The 21,287-nt window shown below is 33.5% G+C and carries 17 protein-coding genes and 4 pseudogenes; 2 read left to right on the top strand and 19 right to left on the bottom strand.

The annotated features are described in order from the left end of the window. Positions 1-10 precede the first annotated feature (10 nt). The 11 genes and pseudogenes from AC1RYN_RS13975 to AC1RYN_RS13925 all read right to left on the bottom strand — a co-directional run bounded on the left by AC1RYN_RS13975 (position 11) and on the right by AC1RYN_RS13925 (position 12,504). The gene (locus AC1RYN_RS13975; RefSeq protein WP_481807447.1) at positions 11-238 is read right to left on the bottom strand and encodes a hypothetical protein; all 228 of its coding nucleotides are present in this window, start codon (positions 236-238) and stop codon (positions 11-13) included. Next, entirely contained in the window at positions 207-899 is a 693-nt protein-coding gene (locus AC1RYN_RS13970) for a hypothetical protein (RefSeq protein WP_481807446.1), read from the bottom strand. Before AC1RYN_RS13970 ends, AC1RYN_RS13975 begins: the two co-directional genes overlap by 32 nt. Before the next feature lie 49 nt (positions 900-948). Further along, the gene (locus AC1RYN_RS13965; protein WP_481807445.1) at positions 949-1,302 is read right to left on the bottom strand and encodes a hypothetical protein; all 354 of its coding nucleotides are present in this window, start codon (positions 1,300-1,302) and stop codon (positions 949-951) included. Between the two features lie 125 nt (positions 1,303-1,427). Then, positions 1,428-1,595 carry a hypothetical protein gene (locus AC1RYN_RS13960; RefSeq protein WP_481807444.1) on the bottom strand — a complete coding sequence of 56 codons (168 nt, stop codon included), beginning with the start codon at positions 1,593-1,595 and terminating at the stop codon, positions 1,428-1,430. An 11-nt stretch (positions 1,596-1,606) separates the two neighbouring features. After that, positions 1,607-2,538 (bottom strand): annotated as a pseudogene (locus AC1RYN_RS13955) (PorP/SprF family type IX secretion system membrane protein). Positions 2,539-2,591: 53 nt separating this feature from the next. Next, entirely contained in the window at positions 2,592-2,807 is a 216-nt protein-coding gene (locus AC1RYN_RS13950) for a T9SS type B sorting domain-containing protein (RefSeq protein WP_481807452.1), read from the bottom strand. A 116-nt stretch (positions 2,808-2,923) separates the two neighbouring features. Next, positions 2,924-3,460, bottom strand: coding sequence for a DUF11 domain-containing protein (locus AC1RYN_RS13945; protein WP_481807443.1), 537 nt, complete (start codon positions 3,458-3,460; stop codon positions 2,924-2,926). Between the two features lies 1 nt (position 3,461). Continuing rightward, positions 3,462-7,319 (bottom strand): Ig-like domain-containing protein, encoded by a 3,858-nt coding sequence (locus AC1RYN_RS13940; RefSeq protein ID WP_481807442.1) that lies wholly within the window; start codon positions 7,317-7,319, stop codon positions 3,462-3,464. Between the two features lie 429 nt (positions 7,320-7,748). After that, positions 7,749-11,468: an Ig-like domain-containing protein gene (locus AC1RYN_RS13935; protein ID WP_481807441.1), complete on the bottom strand. Its 3,720-nt coding sequence runs from the start codon at positions 11,466-11,468 to the stop codon at positions 7,749-7,751. Between the two features lie 78 nt (positions 11,469-11,546). Then, positions 11,547-11,648 (bottom strand): annotated as a pseudogene (locus AC1RYN_RS13930) (immunoglobulin domain-containing protein); the annotation flags it as partial. Next, positions 11,632-12,504, bottom strand: coding sequence for an immunoglobulin domain-containing protein (locus AC1RYN_RS13925; protein WP_481807440.1), 873 nt, complete (start codon positions 12,502-12,504; stop codon positions 11,632-11,634). The gene AC1RYN_RS13925 and the pseudogene AC1RYN_RS13930, both read right to left, overlap by 17 nt. A 1,318-nt stretch (positions 12,505-13,822) precedes the next feature. On the opposite strand from AC1RYN_RS13925, the gene AC1RYN_RS13920 reads away from it, so the two are divergent. Then, positions 13,823-14,461, top strand: coding sequence for a LexA family transcriptional regulator (locus AC1RYN_RS13920; protein ID WP_481807439.1), 639 nt, complete (start codon positions 13,823-13,825; stop codon positions 14,459-14,461). A gap of 42 nt (positions 14,462-14,503) precedes the next feature. Here the strand turns inward: AC1RYN_RS13920 and AC1RYN_RS13915 are convergent, their stop codons facing one another. The 4 genes from AC1RYN_RS13915 to rpsF all read right to left on the bottom strand — a co-directional run bounded on the left by AC1RYN_RS13915 (position 14,504) and on the right by rpsF (position 16,234). Then, positions 14,504-14,977 (bottom strand): DUF6495 family protein, encoded by a 474-nt coding sequence (locus AC1RYN_RS13915; protein WP_481807438.1) that lies wholly within the window; start codon positions 14,975-14,977, stop codon positions 14,504-14,506. Between the two features lie 108 nt (positions 14,978-15,085). Further along, on the bottom strand, positions 15,086-15,526 hold the full coding sequence (gene rplI / locus AC1RYN_RS13910) for a 50S ribosomal protein L9 (protein ID WP_035628732.1): 441 nt from the start codon (positions 15,524-15,526) through the stop codon (positions 15,086-15,088). A gap of 64 nt (positions 15,527-15,590) precedes the next feature. Next, positions 15,591-15,887 carry a 30S ribosomal protein S18 gene (gene rpsR, locus AC1RYN_RS13905; protein ID WP_002987043.1) on the bottom strand — a complete coding sequence of 99 codons (297 nt, stop codon included), beginning with the start codon at positions 15,885-15,887 and terminating at the stop codon, positions 15,591-15,593. Positions 15,888-15,892: 5 nt separating this feature from the next. After that, entirely contained in the window at positions 15,893-16,234 is a 342-nt protein-coding gene (gene rpsF, locus AC1RYN_RS13900) for a 30S ribosomal protein S6 (RefSeq protein WP_035628733.1), read from the bottom strand. 167 nt (positions 16,235-16,401) lie between these two features. Here rpsF and AC1RYN_RS13895 point away from each other — a divergent pair, with 167 nt between their 5' ends. Beyond that, positions 16,402-17,100: a LytR/AlgR family response regulator transcription factor gene (locus AC1RYN_RS13895; RefSeq protein WP_035628734.1), complete on the top strand. Its 699-nt coding sequence runs from the start codon at positions 16,402-16,404 to the stop codon at positions 17,098-17,100. 5 nt (positions 17,101-17,105) lie between these two features. On the opposite strand, the gene priA is transcribed toward AC1RYN_RS13895, so the two are convergent. The 4 genes and pseudogenes from priA to AC1RYN_RS13875 all read right to left on the bottom strand — a co-directional run. Further along, on the bottom strand, positions 17,106-19,556 hold the full coding sequence (gene priA / locus AC1RYN_RS13890; protein WP_481807437.1) for a replication restart helicase PriA: 2,451 nt from the start codon (positions 19,554-19,556) through the stop codon (positions 17,106-17,108). An 86-nt stretch (positions 19,557-19,642) separates the two neighbouring features. Next, positions 19,643-20,402: pseudogene (gene bla-B1-FLAV / locus AC1RYN_RS13885) on the bottom strand (subclass B1 metallo-beta-lactamase). Positions 20,403-20,438: 36 nt separating this feature from the next. Next, positions 20,439-20,864 carry a DUF2147 domain-containing protein gene (locus AC1RYN_RS13880; RefSeq protein WP_481807436.1) on the bottom strand — a complete coding sequence of 142 codons (426 nt, stop codon included), beginning with the start codon at positions 20,862-20,864 and terminating at the stop codon, positions 20,439-20,441. A gap of 90 nt (positions 20,865-20,954) precedes the next feature. Then, positions 20,955-21,248 (bottom strand): annotated as a pseudogene (locus tag AC1RYN_RS13875) (YihY/virulence factor BrkB family protein); the annotation flags it as partial. Positions 21,249-21,287 lie beyond the last annotated feature (39 nt).

The raw sequence follows: 21,287 nt of genomic DNA, 5'->3' as shown, positions 1-21,287 counted from the left end.
AGGATTGATATCAACTTTTTCGATTCCATTCTTTTTTAACTACTAAATCATCGTAATTACTAAGATAAAAATTAACATCTTTTATCTCGGCATTATTATCTTTTGTAGTTTCAACATATTTTTCGTCTCCACTATAGTTTGGTTTATTAGCTGTTATTTTTACCCTCTTATTGCATGGAACTTCCAATCTATAGTTTCCATTTGCATCAGTTCTCGTTTCGGTAATAACTGCATTCATATACATCATATGCTATGATGAATGTATCACTTATTCCTATTTTGGTTTTAGTGTTTATTGCTTTACCTGAAATAAGTTGATTACAGATAGGTTTTCCTTTGGTAAAATAATAAATATCATCATCTCCTTTTCCTTGAGCACGATTTGACGATATATAACCATAATTGTCCTTTGAATCGATTATAAACGCGAAATCATCCTTATTACTATTTATTGGAGCTCCTAAATTCATAGGAACCGAGAAATTCAATCCTTCTGAAAGTTTACTTTCATATATATCTAAATCACCTAACCCATAATGTCCATCTGAAGAAAAATAAAGTATTCCATTTCTATAAAAAGGAAAAACATCATTACCTATTGTATTTATTGCTGGTCCTAAATTTTGAGGCGAACTCATCGTACCATCATCAGCAATTCGTACTACATACAAATCAGTTTCTCCATAACCTCCTGGCATATCTGAAGCAAAAAACAGCATTTTGCCATCATCACTTAAGCATGGATGCCCTACTGAATACTTATCACTATTAAAGAATACTTTTTCGGAGTGAATCAATTTACCTTCCTCTATTGTTCCTTTTATGATTTGAAAATTATTGGTTCTAGATTCATCTATAACCAATTTATTCTTCTTCAGTATATTTGTTGTATAATACATTGTTTTCCAATCCAACTAAATGTCACCGTAGCTTCATGGTATTTAGTCATTATATTGGGTATAAAAATTGTTTCATTAAATAAATTACCATCAGCAGCACTTCTTTCAGCACATATAAACTCAAGAATGGTTGTTTGTTCCAATTATATAGTTTGTTATCAAAATTAGTTGTATCTCTTGCTGAAGTAAATACTACCTTATCATTATAAAAAGTAGCTCCAAATTCAGACTTATTCGTATTGATATTAATGTTTGATATCGCATAAAGTGACTTAGCTTTTGACAAACTATCTAGTAATTTACTTTGAAAAACATATCTCCCAATTTCCTTTTGGTCCCCTTTTTTATTTAAATACTCTTTAGTAATTTTATCCGCATTATCATAATCCATTACTCCTTTCATAGACTGAATATACCTTAAATAATAAATGTCAGGTAAATTGTCTCCTTGTATTTCATATAGTTTTTGATACCATTTTAAAGCATTTCGATTATCTGAAATAAAATAGTATGAGTCGGCTGCATTTTTTAAAGTTGAACTGAAGGCTTCTTTATTTTTTCTAACATTTCTTCGTATGCTTTCGCTGCATCTACATAGGAATAGTTTTTAAATAAGGCATCTGCTTTTTTTAAATTTGTTTGTGCTAAAACAGATACGAAGCTAAATAGCAAACTAAGTATATAGTATTTTTTCATAAGTCAGATATTTAAAAGAATCTAGGAGATTTAATTTTTCTTGGGTCTCTATGAATTGATAACGCAATATGAATTCATGAGAGCCATCATTGTATTTATTCAATTTGGTTACTGTATAGTCATATGAATACCCAATAGAAAAGCTTGATGATATTTGAAATCCTGCCAATGCACTAACCGAGTCATCAAAACGATAAGATGCACCTAGTACTACTTTTTCCTGAAGCATAAAATTGGCTGAAAGATCCACTGAAATTGGTGCTCCGCTTACTACTTTGGCTAATACTGCTGGTTTAAATTTCAAACTTCGACTCAAATCAAATACATAACCTCCCATAAAAAAATAATGCAATCTGTCATAATTTACCGATTCTTCTATATCGTTGTAATAATCGCTTCTTATAAAACTAGGAATAGATGCACCTACATACCATCTATCTGTATAATAATACACCCCTGCTCCTATTGATGGCTTAACTACATTATTTATATTCGTATTTAACAGCGCATCGTTAGCATCATAATATCGTCCTTTTGACCAATCAATATTCATCATCCTCATTCCTGCTCTTAATCCAAATGCAAGTCTTTTTTCATAGCCCAAAGCCAAAGAATATGAAAAATTACCATCTAAATACAGTTCGTTTGATGGTCCTAGCTTATCATTAACTACGCTTAAACCTAAACCAATTTTTTCATTTCTCAATGGTGCTTGAACAGAGAGTGATTGTGTTTGCGGTGCACCATCTATTCCAACCCACTGGGATTGGTGCAACAATACTGCTTCTAGATAGCCTGTAGATCCTGCATAAGCAGGATTAATAACCATTGTGTTGTACATATACTGTGTATATTGCGGATCTTGTTGTGCATTTGCAAGGAATGATGCAAATCCGCAAAATATTAAAAGATAAGTCTCTATATTTTTTACACTTAGTTTCATATTATAACTATTTAGTCAGTTAATTTAATTTGATGATTTATGGTTACAGGAGGTTATCTAATAATAGATAGCCAACCTGTTTTTACTACTCCATCTGCACCAATGTCTAGAACATAATAATATGTGCCCGCTGGTAATTTATCTCCTTTATTAATTGCACCTGATACATTTGCTATTCCATCCCAATCATTATTGTAATGATTTTGTTTATAAACTAACGCTCCATATCTGTTATAAACATTTAAACTATTATTTGGATAGTTTTCAATACAATCTATTTTGAAAACGTCATTTGCACCATCATTGTTAGGAGTAAATTCATTATAAACTACTAAACATACAGGGCTTACAGAAGCTTCACCATGATTATTGGTTGTATCCGAATCTATTGGGCATTTGAAACCACAATCGAAGCTACATTTAAATAATTTCCAGTAGGCAATACTTGAACCACTACAGTAAGTACTGCGCTTTGATTAGCATTTAATACTGGAATATTCCATACTCCTGTTATATTACTATAGGTTCCAGTAGTAGTTTGTGCACTTATAAAGTCATATCCCGTTGGCAAAATTTCACTAACTATTGTATCTATAAAGTTTCCTGATCCTACATTATTTACTGTTACTGTAAAAGTTACTTTATCATTAATGTTAGGAGTTGGATTATCTACTGTTTTACTCATTGTTATATCTGAACAAGTTGCAACAGCTAGGGTTAGTAATTTACTACTTGTATCATTACATAGATTAGTATAGGAAACATTTACACTTGCAGGTCCTATTGCTGGCCATGAAACAGTTACAAAATTATCTGTAGCAGTTCCACCTCCCGTTATAGTTCCACCTGTAATAGTCCAATTATAGTTAGACATTCCACTTGAAGTTGTATAAGTAATTTCATCAAAAACACATGGTAGCACTTTACTTTCTGTTATTGTAGCTGCAGCATTTCCTTCTGAAAGTGACTGGTATTGCTAATCGTAATTTACTTTCACAACCTGTAATTGGATCTTTTAAAGATGCATAATAGGTTCCTACTACCAATAATGTTCCTGGTGCTAATGGTGTTCCGCCTGTTTCTACATTATACCAAATAACACCCACTTCATTTACTTGTAAATCAGAAACTTTTGGAAGAGCTGTTAAACAGAAGTCTTGCGTAGGTCTTGTAGTCGTTGGTATTGGTCCATCATTAACCGTTACACTTACCAATAATCTATCTTTACTTTCACAGCCTGTTATTGGGTCTAGAATTGCTCCATAGTATCGTCCACTTGTTAATAATGTCCCTGTTGTCAATGCGGTTCCTCCAGTAGGAGAAGTGTACCAAACAACGCCTGTTTCATTTGTCTGAATATCTGACACTTTAGGATCATTTATCAGACAGAAATCTTGGGTATCATCGCTAGTAGTTGGTTTAGCTGGATCTGTTACTGTTACTGTTACAAGCAGTCTACCTGAACTTACACAACCAGTTACCGGATCAAGGATTGCTCCGTAATATGGACCGTTAGCTAAAGTGGTGGTTGGATCTAATGGCGTTACACTCACTAATGAACTGTACCAAACCACTCCTGTTTCATTTACCTGAAGATTAGCAACTGTTGGGTTATTAGCCAAACAGAAGTCTTGGGTATCATCATTCGTTGTTGGTTTAGCTGGATCTGTTACTGTTACTGTTACTAATAATCTTACTGAACTTGCACAACCTGTTACTGGATCTAGGATGGCTCCGTAATAAGATCCGTTAGCTAAAACTGTGGTTGGATCTAATGGCGTTACACTTACTAGTGAACTATACCAAACAACACCAGTTTCGTTTACCTGAAGATTAGCAACTGTTGGATTATTTGCCAAACAGAAATCTTGCGTATCGTCATTAGTTGTTGGTTTAACTGGATCAGTTACTGTTACTGTTACTGTTACTAATAATCTTACTGAACTTACACAACCTGTTACTGGATCAAGAATTGCTCCGTAATATGGACCGTTGGCTAAAGCTGTTGTTGGATCTAATGGCGTAACACTTACTAGTGAACTATACCAAACAACTCCTGTTTCGTTTACCTGAAGATTTGCAACTGTTGGGTTATTGGCCAAACAGAAATCTTGCGTATCGTCATTAGTTGTTGGTTTAACTGGATCAGTTACTGTTACCGTTACCAATAATCTTACGGAACTTACACAACCAGTTACCGGATCAAGGATTGCTCCGTAATATGGACCGTTAGCTAAAGTGGTGGTTGGATCTAATTGCGTTACACTCACTAATGAACTGTACCAAACCACTCCTGTTTCGTTTACCTGAAGATTAGCAACTGTTGGGTTATTGGCCAAACAGAAATCTTGCGTATCGTCATTAGTTGTTGGTTTAACTGGATCAGTTACTGTTACCGTTACCAATAATCTTACGGAACTTACACAACCAGTTACCGGATCAAGGATTGCTCCGTAATATGGACCGTTGGCTAAAGCGGTGGTTGGATCTAATGGTGTTACACTTACTAGTGAACTATACCAAACCACTCCTGTTTCATTTACCTGAAGATTAGCAACTGTTGGGTTATTTGCCAAACAGAAATCCTGAGTATCATCATTAGTTGTTGGAGTTAGTGGATCTGTTACCGTTACGGTTACTAGTAATCTAACTGAACTTACACAACCAGTTACTGGATCTAGGATTGCTCCGTAATATGGACCGTTCGCTAAAGCTGTTGTTGGATCTAATGGCGTAACACTTACTAGTGAACTGTACCAAACAACGCCTGTTTCGTTTACCTGAAGATTAGCAACTGTTGGGTTATTTGCCAAACAGAAGTCTTGGGTATCATCATTCGTTGTTGGTTTAACTGGATCTGTTACCGTTACGGTTACTAGTAGTCTAACTGAACTTACACAACCAGTTACTGGATCTAGGATTGCTCCGTAATATGGACCGTTGGCTAAAGCTGTTGTTGGATCTAATGGCGTAACACTTACTAGTGAACTGTACCAAACAACGCCTGTTTCGTTTACCTGAAGATTTGCAACTGTTGGATTATTTGCCAAACAGAAATCCTGAGTATCATCATTAGTTGTTGGAGTTACTGGATCTGTTACCGTTACGGTTACTAGTAATCTAACTGAACTTACACAACCAGTTACTGGATCTAGGATTGCTCCGTAATATGGACCGTTGGCTAAAGCTGTTGTTGGATCTAATGGCGTAACACTTACTAGTGAACTATACCAAACAACACCTGTTTCGTTTACCTGAAGATTTGCAACTGTTGGATTATTTGCCAAACAGAAATCCTGAGTATCATCATTAGTTGTTGGAGTTACTGGATCTGTTACCGTTACGGTTACTAGTAATCTAACTGAACTTACACAACCAGTTACTGGATCTAGGATTGCTCCGTAATATGGACCGTTGGCTAAAGCTGTTGTTGGATCTAATGGCGTAACACTTACTAGTGAACTATACCAAACAACACCTGTTTCATTTACCTGAAGATTGGCAACTGTTGGGTTATTTGCCAAACAGAAATCCTGAGTATCATCATTAGTTGTTGGAGTTAGTGGATCTGTTACCGTTACGGTTACTAGTAATCTAACTGAACTTACACAACCAGTTACTGGATCTAGGATTGCTCCGTAATATGGACCGTTCGCTAAAGCTGTTGTTGGATCTAATGGCGTAACACTTACTAGTGAACTATACCAAACAACACCTGTTTCGTTTACCTGAAGATTTGCAACTGTTGGATTATTTGCCAAACAGAAATCTTGCGTATCATCATTAGTTGTTGGAGTTACTGGATCTGTTACCGTTACGGTTACTAGTAATCGTACAGCACTTTCACAGTATACTTCTATTGGATTCGTTTTTATTGGAAGAGAAATAGCTCCATAATATACTTTACTGGTCAATGGAGTACTTGCCAACAGCGGAGTTGTACTTATAAGAGAATCATACCAAACAACATTTGGTTCATTTACCTGAAGATTTGCAACTGTTGGGCTATTAGCTAGACAGAAGTCCTGTGTATCATCATTAGTTGTTGGAGTTGCTGGACTGCTTATTGTTACAGTAGCCGCTTTCAATTCCCCCTCTTTATTCTCACATGTATTATCACTTGATACTGCAACATAATAAGTAACAGGGCTCATAAGTGCTGTTAATCCTGAAACTGTTAAAACTCCTAAGCTACTAGTTGTATAAGTAACACCTGCAATAGTAATAGGTCCAGGTCCATTTGGAATAGGCTGTGTTTTATTAGAGTCAAAATACCAAAAGAATTTAGGATTTGTTAAAGTACTCTCTGGTGTAAATACAGCATCTGTGTTATGACAAACAGAATCATTATTTACTATAATATCGGTTACAAGAGAATTTGGTAAAATTGTAAATGTAATTTGTTTTCTATCTCCAGGGGCAGTCTCACAATATTGATCAGAACTAACTCCTAAATAATAGGTATAAGTTCCAGCTGTTAATCCAGTTAGATTTAATACTGAAGCTGTTTCACCTACAATTAAATTACTATTTGTTCCGTCAAAACTATACCAGTGATATACCACACTAGTAAGTACTGGAGTAGCAGCTAAAACTGCCTCTAACTTAACTTTACCATCTCCGGCACAAATGATAGTTTCAGTTCCATCATTAATTTTCACATCTTCAATTATGTTTACAGGAGTTGTTGGTCTAACGATTACAGTTACTACACCTCTTGCTAAAGCTGGACAACCGTAACGAATTGGCTGAATATAATATTTATATGTACCAGCAGCCAATGTAGCTGGAATTGTATATGTTTGTCCATCGGCAAGGAAATTTCCTCCTGTTGGTGTAATTATACCATTTATAGGTTGAACAATTTGCCGGAGGTACTTGTAATGTTATAGTGCTACCGGGGCAGACCGTGACGTTATTATCATCATCTCCTCCAATGACTTTGGTATTTGTTACACGATCGATATTATGAACCCTAAGTTGATCTAATACACTTACAACACCTCCAAAAGATATTGTAACTCTATCATATGGTTGAGTTTGAGGAGCTAAAATTGTCATTGCCATTGTATCTCCCGAAAGTAATTTTAAAGTCAATAAACTACTATTGTTTAGGATAGGAGCTCCAACAGCAGTATTTCCTAAATAAAGCTGGATATTAAATCCAGTAAGTAAATTAAGATTTAAGACTGTTCCTGGTTTAGAAATTATTATTTGCTAAGACTATCTCCAACCATAGATGGCGTTCTAAAAGTTGCTGTAAGTTGTGCTGCAGCAAGAACGCCTACTCCACTAAACATTGTAGCATAAGTCGCTACATCATTATCAGCTATGTTCCATGCATTCGAAACTCCAACAGTAGCTGTTAATGCTCCAACACCTATTTCTTTTACACCAAAGAAAACATCTTCGATATCTCCTTGTCCACAAGTTATCTGAGTAACAGTTTTATCATAATAAGCATCATACACATTAATATTTTGTGCTATACCTAAGATTGATCCCATTTGTACACGAATACCGTCATAAGCTTTAGGCCCTGAAATATCTGATGGAACAAATGTATATTCAAATGAATTTTGACCAGATAATAAATTTAATAATGATCCAGATACCGATTGTAAAGTTCCAATATCAATTGGGTTCCCTTGACCATCACGTTTAGTTCCTATCACTGTAACACCTTGTCCTAACGCTACCCCGCTATACTCTGCACCTAACTTAACTGTAACTGGAGTTCCTTTAGCAATAGTTGTAGGCCATTGTAAATTTTGCCATGTAGTTCCAATACCCAAAAGTCCTATGCCAGTTGTTATTGTTGAATATGTTTTAGGGTTACCATCTGCACCATTAGCTGCATTTGTAACACCTCCGGTAATAATAGTTGACCATTGTTGTGTCGTAGCATATTCTCTTTCTAATAACGGATCACAACTAGCAGGGTCTATAACAGTAATTGTAATAGTCTGAGTAGCTGTACAAGTTCCGTTACTCGCAATTACTGTATAAGTAAAAACACCAACAGTATTTAGCGCGCCTGTATTATTTGATGGTATAAGATTTCCTGCTGGATCATACCAAGTTATAGTTCCATTAGACGTTGCAACTAATGCTACTGAATCTCCTTTATTAACAACTTGAGAATTTGTTGTTACTGTTAAAGTTGGTAATGGATTAATTGTAACTGTTACTTTTTCTTTCACAGATGGACAATCAACGCCAGCTGTTTGGGCTTGAATCCAGTAATCACCACCTATAGTGATATTAGTCGCCTCTTGATCTGTAATCGGCGCATTTGCAGCATCAAAGAAAGTATATGTTGTATTTCCTGATGTATCAAAATTTGTGATAGCATCTTTTAAATTCACTTTGGCACAACCAGCTAGAGTTGCTGTAACTGTTAAAGCTGAACCTACAGGATAATTTACTACAACTTCTTTTAAAGTTCCGTTTACATTTTCGCAAGTACCTCCATTAAGTACCGAAACATAATACTTATAAGGTGAGTTAGAAGCAATAAGTCCACTAATGGTAAGTTCTCCCGTTGTGGCGTCTTTTAAGTACGTTACTCCCGCTACAGTTCCTGATATAATTTCTTGAGTTTTATTTTGATCTGTATAATATTTAAATGTTGCTCCCGCCAATGTCGATGTTGGAGACAATACAGCGCCTCCTGTACAAGAAGCAGTTAAAGGAGTTGTTATTGCAATATCGGCATCTGTTGGTAATGGCAACACTGTTACTGTAATAGCCTGACGATTTGTATTTAAACATGGTGTAACTCCACGACTAGCTTCTAAATAAAATATTTTAGTTCCTGTCAATGTTCCCGTTACATAAGTGTTCGTGTTAGTTGCTAAAGCTGTTCCTCCAGTTGAAACATCATACCAAGAAAATGTTTGTGTACCCGTAGCTGTAGCCGTTAATGTTGCTGATTGTCCTGCACAAATTGGAGTTGTTGCTCCACTTATTGTAGCATTTGGATATGCATAAGAAGCTTCATAAATATCTACCTCTGCTAATAAAGTAGCTAATCCTTCTAATTTAATCTGAACACTTGTAAATGCTCCAGCCGCTACAAAACTCGCTCTAAAACGGTTTCCTCCTAAGAGTTGAACATTTAAAAGTGAGCTAATAGTAGATTGATCAGCATTAGGTAAACCTGAATTAAAACTTTGCAAACTAATATTAGAAAGAGCACTTATATCAAGAAGTCCAACAGGAATCCCAAGTTCAACATCTATAATATCTCCAGCCTGACCTACTGTTGGGAAACTTAATACTTGCTGTATATAATCTCCTAATAAACCAAGAGGTATTGAAAGACGAGCTGCAGTTGTATTATTACCATCAACAGAATCACCATCATTTGATGAACCACACAATAAACAGCCTGCAGCTCCTCCTTTAGAAGTTACTTGTGAATTAGCCAATAAACAAGAATTAATAGAATTACTTATAATTACATTAATAACTGCTCTTGTATCACTTATACAACTTGTTGCGGTACTTCTTGCCGTAATATAAAAACTTTTATTTACTGTTAAAGCTGGGGAAGGAGTGTATGAAGTTGTAGCTGATGCTAGCAGATTTCCATTAATAGGCGCATCATACCAATCATAATCTATACCAACCACAGGGTTTGAAACCTCCAGAGTAACACTTTGCCCTGCTTGAATAAAAACATTAGCCAATGCTACAGTAGGCACTGCTGGTAGTGGATTAACATTAACTGTAACTTGTGTACGGGTCGCACTTAAACAACTTCCAATCTCGGCTTCGACATAATAACTAGTAGTAGTCGTTAAGCTTGGTGTTGTAAATGAGGTGCCTGTAAATAACGAAGTCCCACCAGAAGCTACACCGTACCACTTATAATTTGTACCTGCAACTGGCGACTGAACCGTTATTGTTGAAGTTTGCCCACTACAAATATTTACAGGGCTAGCTACCACCGTTGTTGGGGCGACAGGATTATTTACTGTTACAACAACAGGAAATCTCTCGCTATTTACACAACCATTACGAGTAACTTCAACATAATAAGTCGTATTTGCTGTTAGAGCTGATGTAGTATAAGCAGTGGTACTACTTAGTAGAGTACCTCCAGTTAAAGCATCATACCATTTAATTGTTTCATCTAAAGATGCACTAGAGGTTAAGGTTGTCGCTTGTCCGTTACAAATTGTCGTATTTCCAGTTATAGTTCTTGCTTTAAATTTATACGAAGCACCATAAATGTCAAGACTAGTTAATAAAGTAGCTAAACCTCCTAGTCTAATCTCAACACGATCAAAAGCAGAACCTGCCGTAAGACTTGCTTTAAAACGATTGCCTGTTAATAATTGGATATTTAAAAGAGAACTGTTTACAGCTATTCGGTCATTATTATAAGTAGCACCGTTATAAGTCGCTAATGAAATATAACTTAAGGCGCTTATGTCTAAAAGTCCGGTTGGAATTTCTAAATCAACCGTAATAACATCTCCAGCTTGACCCGGATTATTAAATTGTAACGTTTGCTGAATCCATCCATTAACTAAACCAACAGGGACAGATAATCTAGCAGCAGTGCTACTACTACCATCAACCGAATTGTTCGGATTATTTGAAGAACATAACAAACAAAGTCCATTTTGGTTCGTTTGTTGACTATTTGCATCCAAACAACCTCCTAATGGATTAGCTAAAACAGTAACATTTATCGCAACTCTAGTTGCACTTACACATCCTCCTGCTGCACTAACAGCCTCAACATAATAGGTTTTATTTGCAGTTAATATAGGAGTAGTATATGTAGGAGAGTTTGTGAATAACTTAGTTCCTCCCGTAGCTGCATCATACCAATCAAAAGTAACACTTGGATCTGTTGATGAAGCACTTAAAGTTGCATTTTGACCAGAAAGTATTGATACGCTTTGCGTTAACACCGTAGGAATTGCAGGAACTGGATTCGAAGTAACACTAACAGGAGTTCTAGTTGGCGTTTTACAACTTCCAATAGCTGCCTCTACCCAAAAATTAGAAACTCCAGTGGGTACAGTCGTAGTAAATGTATTACCTGAACCTAATAGCGTTCCTCCCGATGCATCATCATACCAAGAATAAATTGTTCCTGGTACGGGGTTTTATTACCGATAAAATAGTCGAATGGGTTGGCCCTGTAGAACAAATTACAGTGCCACTAGTATCTATAGTTGGTAATACTGGGTTTGTAATATTTATAGTTACAGGAACTCGTTCATCACTCTCGCAACCTGCATTTCTTGAACTACTTACATAATAAGTTTTTGCAACTGTTAAAGCAGGTGTTGTAAAAGTATTCGTATTAGAAAGTGCTGTAGTCGATGTAGGAGAATCGTACCAAGCAAGTGTAGTACCAGCCGCAGCAGTAGCAGTAAGTGATATCGATTGCCCAGAACATACTGCTTGTGTATTTCCTCCAACAATTGTAGGCTTAGCAAATTGCAAACGTACCTCGTATATTCTTAAACTTAAAAATGCACTTAAAAGTCCTCCACTCTGAATTTGTACACTATTTGCATCTCCAGGTAATGTATATTTTATAACTCCAATCTTATTTACATCATCTAGAATTTGGAGATTTAATATTCCACTGTTTAACGCAACTGCTGGCCCAACATTAGCTACTCCATTTTTTGCCTGAATAGTCCCATTTGATAGTACCTCAGCGTCCAAAACTCCATTTCCAGTATTAAAATAAACGACAATTTGGTCACCCGCTTTAGCCGTTTGGTTAAAATGTAAGGTCTCCTGTGCAAAACAAGCTAAACCTAAAACATTTGATATAGAAGCAAAAGTAGACATGTTTCCATCAAATGCATCATCTGGGGTAGTTACACTCATACCTACACATAATAGCCCACCTACACTATTAGTCTGTGAGTCAGGTCTGCAAAAATTTTGTGAGAATGAACTCGAAAAGGGAATTAGTATCAAAAACAACCACAAATAATTTTGCAGAAATGCCCCCTTTTTTATTGTTAAGAAAAATGTTTTCATATTCCTGAGAGATTAATAAAGTGATAAATAAATTCCAATTATGGTAAATAAGCGATATCGGCCATAATCTCATAGCTAAAAAAAAAGAGATTATTAAATATAGCTGTACTAACAAACCATCAGATAAATATTCTAATGCTCTGAAAATAAATTAATTTTAAAGTCTATAAAAATTACTCCGAATTTGTTGCAAACTCAATTCGCGAAGAAGTATATGATTCCCTAATTCGACAAGAAACAAAAGTCAAATGGATCTTAAAAAAAGATTTTTTTTTGTAAGAGGAGTCGATTAAAGTAGATTTTAATTTCATAAAAATATTTTTTAAGAGATTAATGTATTTATTTGGGATTCTACTTTCATAATTTTAGTTAACATTAGGCAATAATAACCTGTATGCGATGTATTTATGTACATCCATAAAAAAATAAAAACTAGAAATTTTAATTCGACGATTTTAAGTACTAGAAAATTTTACACAATAATCTTAAGAAATAAATCTTACGGAGATGTGAAAATTAAAATCTATTAAATGCAAAAAATAAATTCAACCAAAAATAGACCTGTAACCAATACCTGAGTAGTCGAGTTGTGCTTCAGGGGATTGAAGACTCAATTAATAATACTATTATGTATTGTTATAGAATAAATGACATCGATAATTATTACTACATTGATCAAACTGGTTGTTAGTTTTAAAAACAAAAAGGACCAATTGATTTATAAAATTATCAAATAAAGAAAACTCTTTTTTGCTTGTGGAAGCAAAAAATGATATGAAATTTAATTTTTGATTGAACGACTGTAAAATAAGAAATAAATAAGGGAAGAATCTATTCCTTCTAAAAAAAGTAATTATATATTCCATAAGCATCCATATTAAATAATAATTGACAAAAATGTACAAAAATTCTTCTTATTTAAAGACTCTTTTTAAAAGTCCTCATGCTACTATGTGGTATTATATTATTTTATGACAGAAAAACAAATTAGAATAATAATAAATAATCATTTTTTTATATATTGCTCCACATTTGATATTAGAATACCCCTGATTCTATATAAAATAACCTATTTATACTTAATCAGATTTATATCTGAATTTGGCGTTATGCGATTTGAGCAGTGATTTTAAATTTTAAGATATTAACTTAAAAAATAAAGTAATTAATCTTTTTTCATCTATTTAATCAATAGTATTAAGATTAATTAACAATCGTTCAATGATTAATATTTCATAAAATTAAAAATCTTTTTTTGAATATGCAAGCTAAAAAATCACTAAATGCGAATTTAATCTTAAAAAGGTTAAAAAGGGCTTTACAAATAAGCACCGATATAGAGTTATCTAAACTATTGGATATCAAACCTAATACTATCTCTACATGGAAAAAAAGAGATACATTAGATTATAGTGCAATAATCTCAATTTGCAATCTTTACGAAATTGATCTAAATAAAATTTTATCAGACAAAACCTACAACGAAAAAAATAGTAATATAATCCTTAACAATACTCCTTTAATAAAAAGAGAGATTCAGTTTGAATATTGTCTTGGAAATGAAGATCTATTAAACAGTTTGCCCCAATACCATTTTCCTTTTATTCAAAGTAAAATTTCCAGGGCATTTGAAATAGTTAGTAACAACATGAAGCCAACCATAAATGCAAATTCATTTGTAGTTTGTGAAATTACAGATACAAAGTCTATTGAAGAGGATGCTATTGTAGTAATAATAAGTAAAACTAAAGGACTAATTATCAATAGAGTAATTAATAATAGCCCTTTAGAAAATAGTTTTACTTTAAGCAACGATAATACTTTCTTCAAAAACACAACTATTGATTCTGAAGATATCAAAGAAATTTGGGCCGTAAAAAATATACTAATTAGAATATAAAATCAACATTAATTTATTCAATAAAGCCAAGCGAAGAAAATATTACGATTCTATAATCGTATTTATTTGTTTAAATAATTGTCCATCGCTCAGAAATGCACCTTGTTGAATTAATTCAAAGATAGAAGCATTACGATCATCAGTAAAAACTTTTTTACCAACTTTCATCTCAATAGTTTCGGTAAACATATTATCACTAAGCCATTGCAAACCTTCTTTTGTCAAGAAATCAGTTTCAGAAACCAATGATTTCAAAACTATCGATTGAACATGTGTGTCAAAACATTGAAACAGGAAAATATGATTTTTAGAAAAGTGCTCTAAGAATTCAGCTCTAGAAAGAACACCTTCCCAAATTAAATCCGAAAACACATCTAGTTCTTGTTCAGCCACCTCTGGCTTGTTTATTTTGATCGAATCCCACTCCGCCTTATCTATTGCTTGCGTTCCTAAAAAGCTTGCAAATTCAGCGTTTAATTCATCAAATTGTTCTTTTGTTAATCTTGCGTATTTCATTTTTAAAACATTTATGGCTTTATAATACAATTAAATATTTGAAGCCTGTTTAATATTCAAAAAAAAATCCCGATTTACATCGGGATTTCATATTATAAATTAAAACTATTACTTTTCAGCAACAATTTCGTATGGTAATTCAACTACAACATCTCTGTGTAATCTAATGCTTGCTGCATATTTACCAGTACGTTTTACGATACCGCTAGTAATAAATTTTCTTTCGATAGAGTTACCAGCTTTTTCCAAAGCTTCAGCAATATCTATGTTAGTGATAGAACCAAAAAGTTTCTCTCCACCAGCTTTTGCGAAAATTTTAATTTCAAGTGCTTTCAATGCTTCAGCTATTTTCTTAGCGTCATCAACAATTTTAGCCTCTTTGTGTGCTCTTTGTTTTAGGTTTTCAGCCAATACTTTTTTTGCAGAAGGAGTTGCTAAAGTAGCAAAACCTTGAGGTATTAAAAAGTTACGACCGTAACCAGCTTTTACAGATACTACGTCATCTTTAAATCCTAGATTCTGTACGTCTTGTTTTAAAATAAGTTCCATGTTGTTGTCCTTATATTTGAGAAGTTAGGTTCGTTTGACAGAAACCAACAACTTTAGTTTAATATTATTTTAATAAATCCGCCACGTATGGCATTAAAGCTAAGTGACGAGCTCTCTTAACTGCTACAGACACTTTTCTTTGGTATTTTAATGAAGTTCCTGTTAAACGACGAGGAAGAATTTTCCCTTGCTCATTAACGAATTTCAATAAGAAATCTGCATCTTTATAATCGATGTATTTGATTCCTGATTTTTTGAAACGACAATACTTTTTAGTTTTGTTAGTTTCTATGTTTAAAGGCGTTAAATATCTGATATCTCCGTCTTTTTTTCCTTTTGCTGATTGCTCTATTGTAGACATAATAATTAAGCTTTTGTAGATTTTAATTTTGTTCTTCTTCTCTCAGCCCAAGAAATAGCGTGTTTATCTAAACTTACAGTTAAGAAACGCATAACTCTCTCGTCACGTCTAAATTCAGTTTCAAAAGCAATTAGAACTTCTCCTGCTACTTTGAACTCAAATAAGTGATAAAAACCACTTTTTTTGTTTTGGATTTCGTAAGCCATTTTCTTTAGACCCCAATCCTCTTTTGATACCATTTCAGCTCCTCTACTAGTAAGAAATTCTTCAAATTTCGTTACTGTTTCCTTCACCTGAACCTCAGATAAAACGGGATTTAAAATGAAAACAGTTTCATAATGATTCATAAATATAATATTTATTTGTTAAAATTTGGTGCAAAAGTAACTATTAATTTTATATATACAACACTTTTTTACTTTTATTCGACGTATGGTAAAAAATAAGCCCAAAATCTAGTTTTTAAAGAAAAATAAATCTATATTTACTATTACATTCCCTAAATTTAAATGTTATGAAACTAAATTGTGTTGTAGTAGACGATAGTTCTATCCAAAGAACTATTATCTCAAAGTTAGTCAATAATCATCCGAATTTACACTTGATTGGAGATTTTTCAAATGCAATCGAAGCTCGAAGCTGTATCTCTTTAAACAATATTGATTTGATATTTTTAGATATCGAAATGCCCGTTATAAATGGTTTTGATTTTTTAGATGGACTAAAAACAAAACCTCAAATAATCTTCATTACCTCTAAGGCCGAATACGCTTTAAAGGCATTTGATTATGATGCTACCGACTATCTCCAAAAACCAATAGCTATAGATCGCTTTAATGCCTCTGTTAAAAGAGCGCTAGACTTATATGCCTTACGCACAGATGTAAAAGAAGATGAAGGCGAACATATTTTCATTAAAAGTAATCTTAAAAAACTAAAAATTTTTACTGCAAAAATCAAATGGATTGAAGCTTTTGGTGATTATGTAAGAGTTGTAACCGAAGACGATAGCAACCTAGTACTTTCGACTATGAAATCTTTTGAGAATGATTTATCAAAAGAAAAATTTATTCGTGTACATAAATCATATATCATCAATATCGACAAAGTAGAACGCTTCAACAGCAAATTTGCAGAAATCGGTATTACAAAAATTCCATTAAGTCGAAATAAAAAGGAAGACTTAGTTCGTGCACTATCTATAACTCATTAAATACATTAATAGAAGTCTACATTTATCACTACTTTTATTGCTCTATATTGCGCAACAGCCTCAAAACTATTCAGTATTTTCTGAATAGTTTTTTTTGTATTCCCCAATGGTATCTCTTGCGGAATTTTAATTAAAATAGTTCTAATATATTCATTTCTAATTCGACTAATTACAGGTTCCTCTGGACCTAATACTGGCATATTCAAGTTCTGACTCAAAACATTATACAACCATATCGAACCTTCTTTTAATTTATCAAAATCTCGGTGCTTAAGTGTTAACTTAATTATCCTAAAATATGGTGGGTATCTATAAATTAATCTATCATACAATTGCTCCTTATACATTCCTGCATAGTCATTATTAGTAACCTGCTGTATTGTGTTATGATTAGGATTATAAGTCTGAATCACAACCTTACCTTGTTTTTCTGAACGTCCTGCACGCCCAGAAACCTGCATCATCATTTGAAAACTACGCTCGAAAGCTCTAAAATCTGGATGAAACAACATATTATCGGCATTCATAATCCCTACCAAACTTACATTATCAAAATCCAATCCTTTGGCAAGCATCTGTGTTCCAACCAAAATATCTATCTCACGATTTTTAAAACTATCAATGATTTTCTCAAATCCAAACTTACCTCGCGTTGTATCTTGATCCATTCTACCTGTTTTGGCATTTGGAAAGAGCGCAAGTAACTCCTGCTCTATTTGTTCTGTACCAAATCCTTTGGTCGTTAAATCAATACTAGAACAACTATGGCAGTTTGTTGGCTTTGCCATACTATATCCACAATAATGACAACGCAATTGATTTTTATGTTTATGAAAAGTAAGACTCACATCGCATTGCTGGCATTGTGGCACATGCCCACAAGTGATACATTCTATAATAGGTGAATATCCACGTCTGTTTTGAAACAATATGACTTGTTCGCCTAAAGTTATCGCTTCTGAAATTGCTTCAGTTAAAACATCGCTAAAATGCCCAGTCATGCGTTTTCTAAAATACTTATCTTTTAAATCAACCAATGCAATATCCGGCATTCGAACATTATTATAACGCTCAGTAACTGTTACCAACCCATATTTCTGTGATTGTGCATTAAAATAAGTTTCTAAACTTGGTGTTGCAGATCCCAAAAGTACCTTGGCTTTATGAAAATTTGCAAGAACAATTGCCGCATCACGCGCATGGTAGCGTGGAGCAGGATCTACTTGTTTAAAAGTCTGTTCATGTTCTTCATCAACAATAAGCAAACCTAAATTAGCAAATGGCAAAAACAAAGCTGACCTCGCTCCTATTATTATTTGAGCATTTTCTACATTCTCCAAAGTCTGTTTCCAAACCTCAACTCGCTCATTATTACTATATTTAGAGTGAAAAACAGCGATTTTATTTCCAAAATGAACTCGCAATCTGGCAACCAATTGTGTTGTTAGCGCAATTTCAGGCAACAAATATAAAATTTGTCTTCCTGTTGCTAAATATTCTTCTATAAGCTTAATGTAAATTTCAGTCTTACCACTGGAAGTTACTCCATGAAGCAAACAAACCTCTTTTTCTATAAAACTATTTTTAATTTCCTCAAAAGCAGTTTGCTGAATCGAACTTAATTTCAGTTCTTTTTCTGTGCTTTTGCCTGTAAAATTAATTCGGTCTTGCTGTAAAAAATATTCTTCAAAAATCTCTTTCTCAATTAACACTTTTACAACTGCTGATGATGATTGTGATGCTTCAACTAATTTCTTAACTGTAATTGGCTTCTTTTCGACCGCACTTAGCTGAAAATATGCCAAAACAATTTCTTTTTGTTTCGCTGCATTTTTAAGCACTTCCAACAACTCATTTAATCCTTTATTCGAATCATATTTGTTATGTAACTTCACATAACGAACAAGCTTTGGCTTATAACTTTCTTGTATTTCCTGTTCAAGAATAACAATATCTTTATCTATTAATTTTTGAAGAATAGGAAAAACATTTTTTTTATTTAAAACTGCAACAATATCCTGAACCTTTAATGAACTCTGATGCTGTAATGCTTCATAAACCAAATATTCCTCATCGGTTAAAATAGTTTGATCTACAAAAACACCAGTCTTATGAGTAATTACCGTTTCACTTTCTAATAATAAACCACTGGGGAATGCTCCCCGATATACATCACCAATAGAGCACATATAATAGGATGCAACCCAAAGCCAATGTTTTATTTGAATTTCGGTAGCAATTGGCTTTTCATCAAGAATCTGATGAATCTCTTTGGCCTCATACAACGTCGGTTCATTCTGATGTGTTTCGAGCACCAATGCAGTATACATTTTACTTTTACCAAAAGGCACTGCAACCCGCATTCCTTTCTGGATAAAATTAAACTCAGCTTCAGAGATGCGATACGTAAACGTTTTAGCTAATGAAAGTGGTAAAATGACTTCTACAAAATGCATTTTAAATATTGGTATGTTTTAAAATAATAGTATTCAAAATAGTATTATTTTGGTTATATTTTTTTTAGTAAGACCTTAAAACAAGCTTACTTTTTGTCTAATTTATCTGAAGTATTTTTAGCATTATACTCCTTAACTAATTTATAAGTATTATTAAGGGATTATATATTAGTCCAATCCTCATGACCTGGTATAATATATAGTGGTTTTTTAAATTTAGCTTGTACTCTTTTAATAGATCCCTCCCATTCTTCAACGTCTGAATCCCCCATATTACCTAAATTAGTAGAAGTTGCTCCTTTTATAAAACAACCTCCATAAAGTACTTTCTCTTTATTAAACCAAACTACAATATTATCTGGCGCATGTCCTTTACCCGGATAGAACACCTCAAAACGATGTTGACCAACTGTAAACGTAGTATCATTTGGCATTATAAACTCCGCTCTTGGTTCTTTGTTTTTATTTAAAATTTCATCCGTAAGCTTTATAGTATATGTTTTAATTCCTTTTTGCTTATAAAACTCCAAACCTCCCGATCTATCCTCATGCGAATGTGTTGCAATTTGCATAATAACATACTTTTATGATGCTTGGCTTTTATACTATCAAGCAAAGGCTGAAACTGTGTCTTATCCCAAGGAGCATCAAACATTACAACACCTTTATCTGTAACCAGATACAGGGCATTAGCAGGAATCGCAGATTTCCTTTGTATTCATTAAACGTTTTATAAACATAAAAGTCACCTGTAAGATGACTTATTTGTAATTTATTATTTTCTGTTTGCCCAAAAGATTTTGTAAATCCTACAAACAACAACAGCAATATTAATTTATTTTGCATTTTTAAATTTCTTTAATCTTTAAATTTCTTTAATCTTTAAATTCTTGACCAATACTGTGTTCTCCCTAGAAGAGAAATCCCAATAAATCCACGTAATTTCAGTTTATCTACACCATCTAGCGCAATGTAACATTTATACACTTTTCCTGTTGTTGGATCTAAAATAGTTCCTCCTTTGTACTCATTACCATCTTTCTTTAAACCATTAATGATTACCATTCCTAAAATCGGCTTGTTTTTATTCGTTCCTGGACATAAATCACACACATCATTGACATGTTCTTTTCGAAGAATTCTGACAATTTTACCATAAATTTTTCCTGATTGTTCATACACTTCTACAATCGATTTTGCCTCGCCTGTTTCATCATCAATGGTTTTCCATTTTCCGATTACAGTTTGACTTTGCACATTGCCTATTATAAAAAATAATAAGCCCATTGTTAAGATCCAGTTTTTCATGATGTTTGTTTTTTTTTAGCCCTGATTGTAGCGCATCCTTTATCCCGATTCTTCAAGGGATAAAGATAGAGCGAAAAGCAGGAACAGCTTCTAAATGTTATTATTATTTTTTTGTCTTAACTTTCTGATTGTGGCATTCAATTCAAATCCTAAAAGCAAAATCATACAGTTTATCCAAATATAAAACATTAGTATTAATAATGTACCTATTGAACCATAAAGTTCATTATATTTTGAAAATTTTATAACCCAAATCCCAAAAAAGTACGAAGATATCACAATTAAGATTGTTGTAAATACAGATCCAATACTTATAAATGGTACTTTATTATATTGTTTTGTTCCATAACGCAACAATATAGAAGATGTTACCAAAATCATTAAGGTGCTGCCTCCCTAACAACAGGAGCATGTATTAACCTT

This window comes from Flavobacterium sp. TC780 (assembly GCF_056783245.1).
The sequence above is the reverse complement of the archived record's forward strand: the minus strand, read 5'-3'. Positions and strand labels throughout refer to the sequence as shown.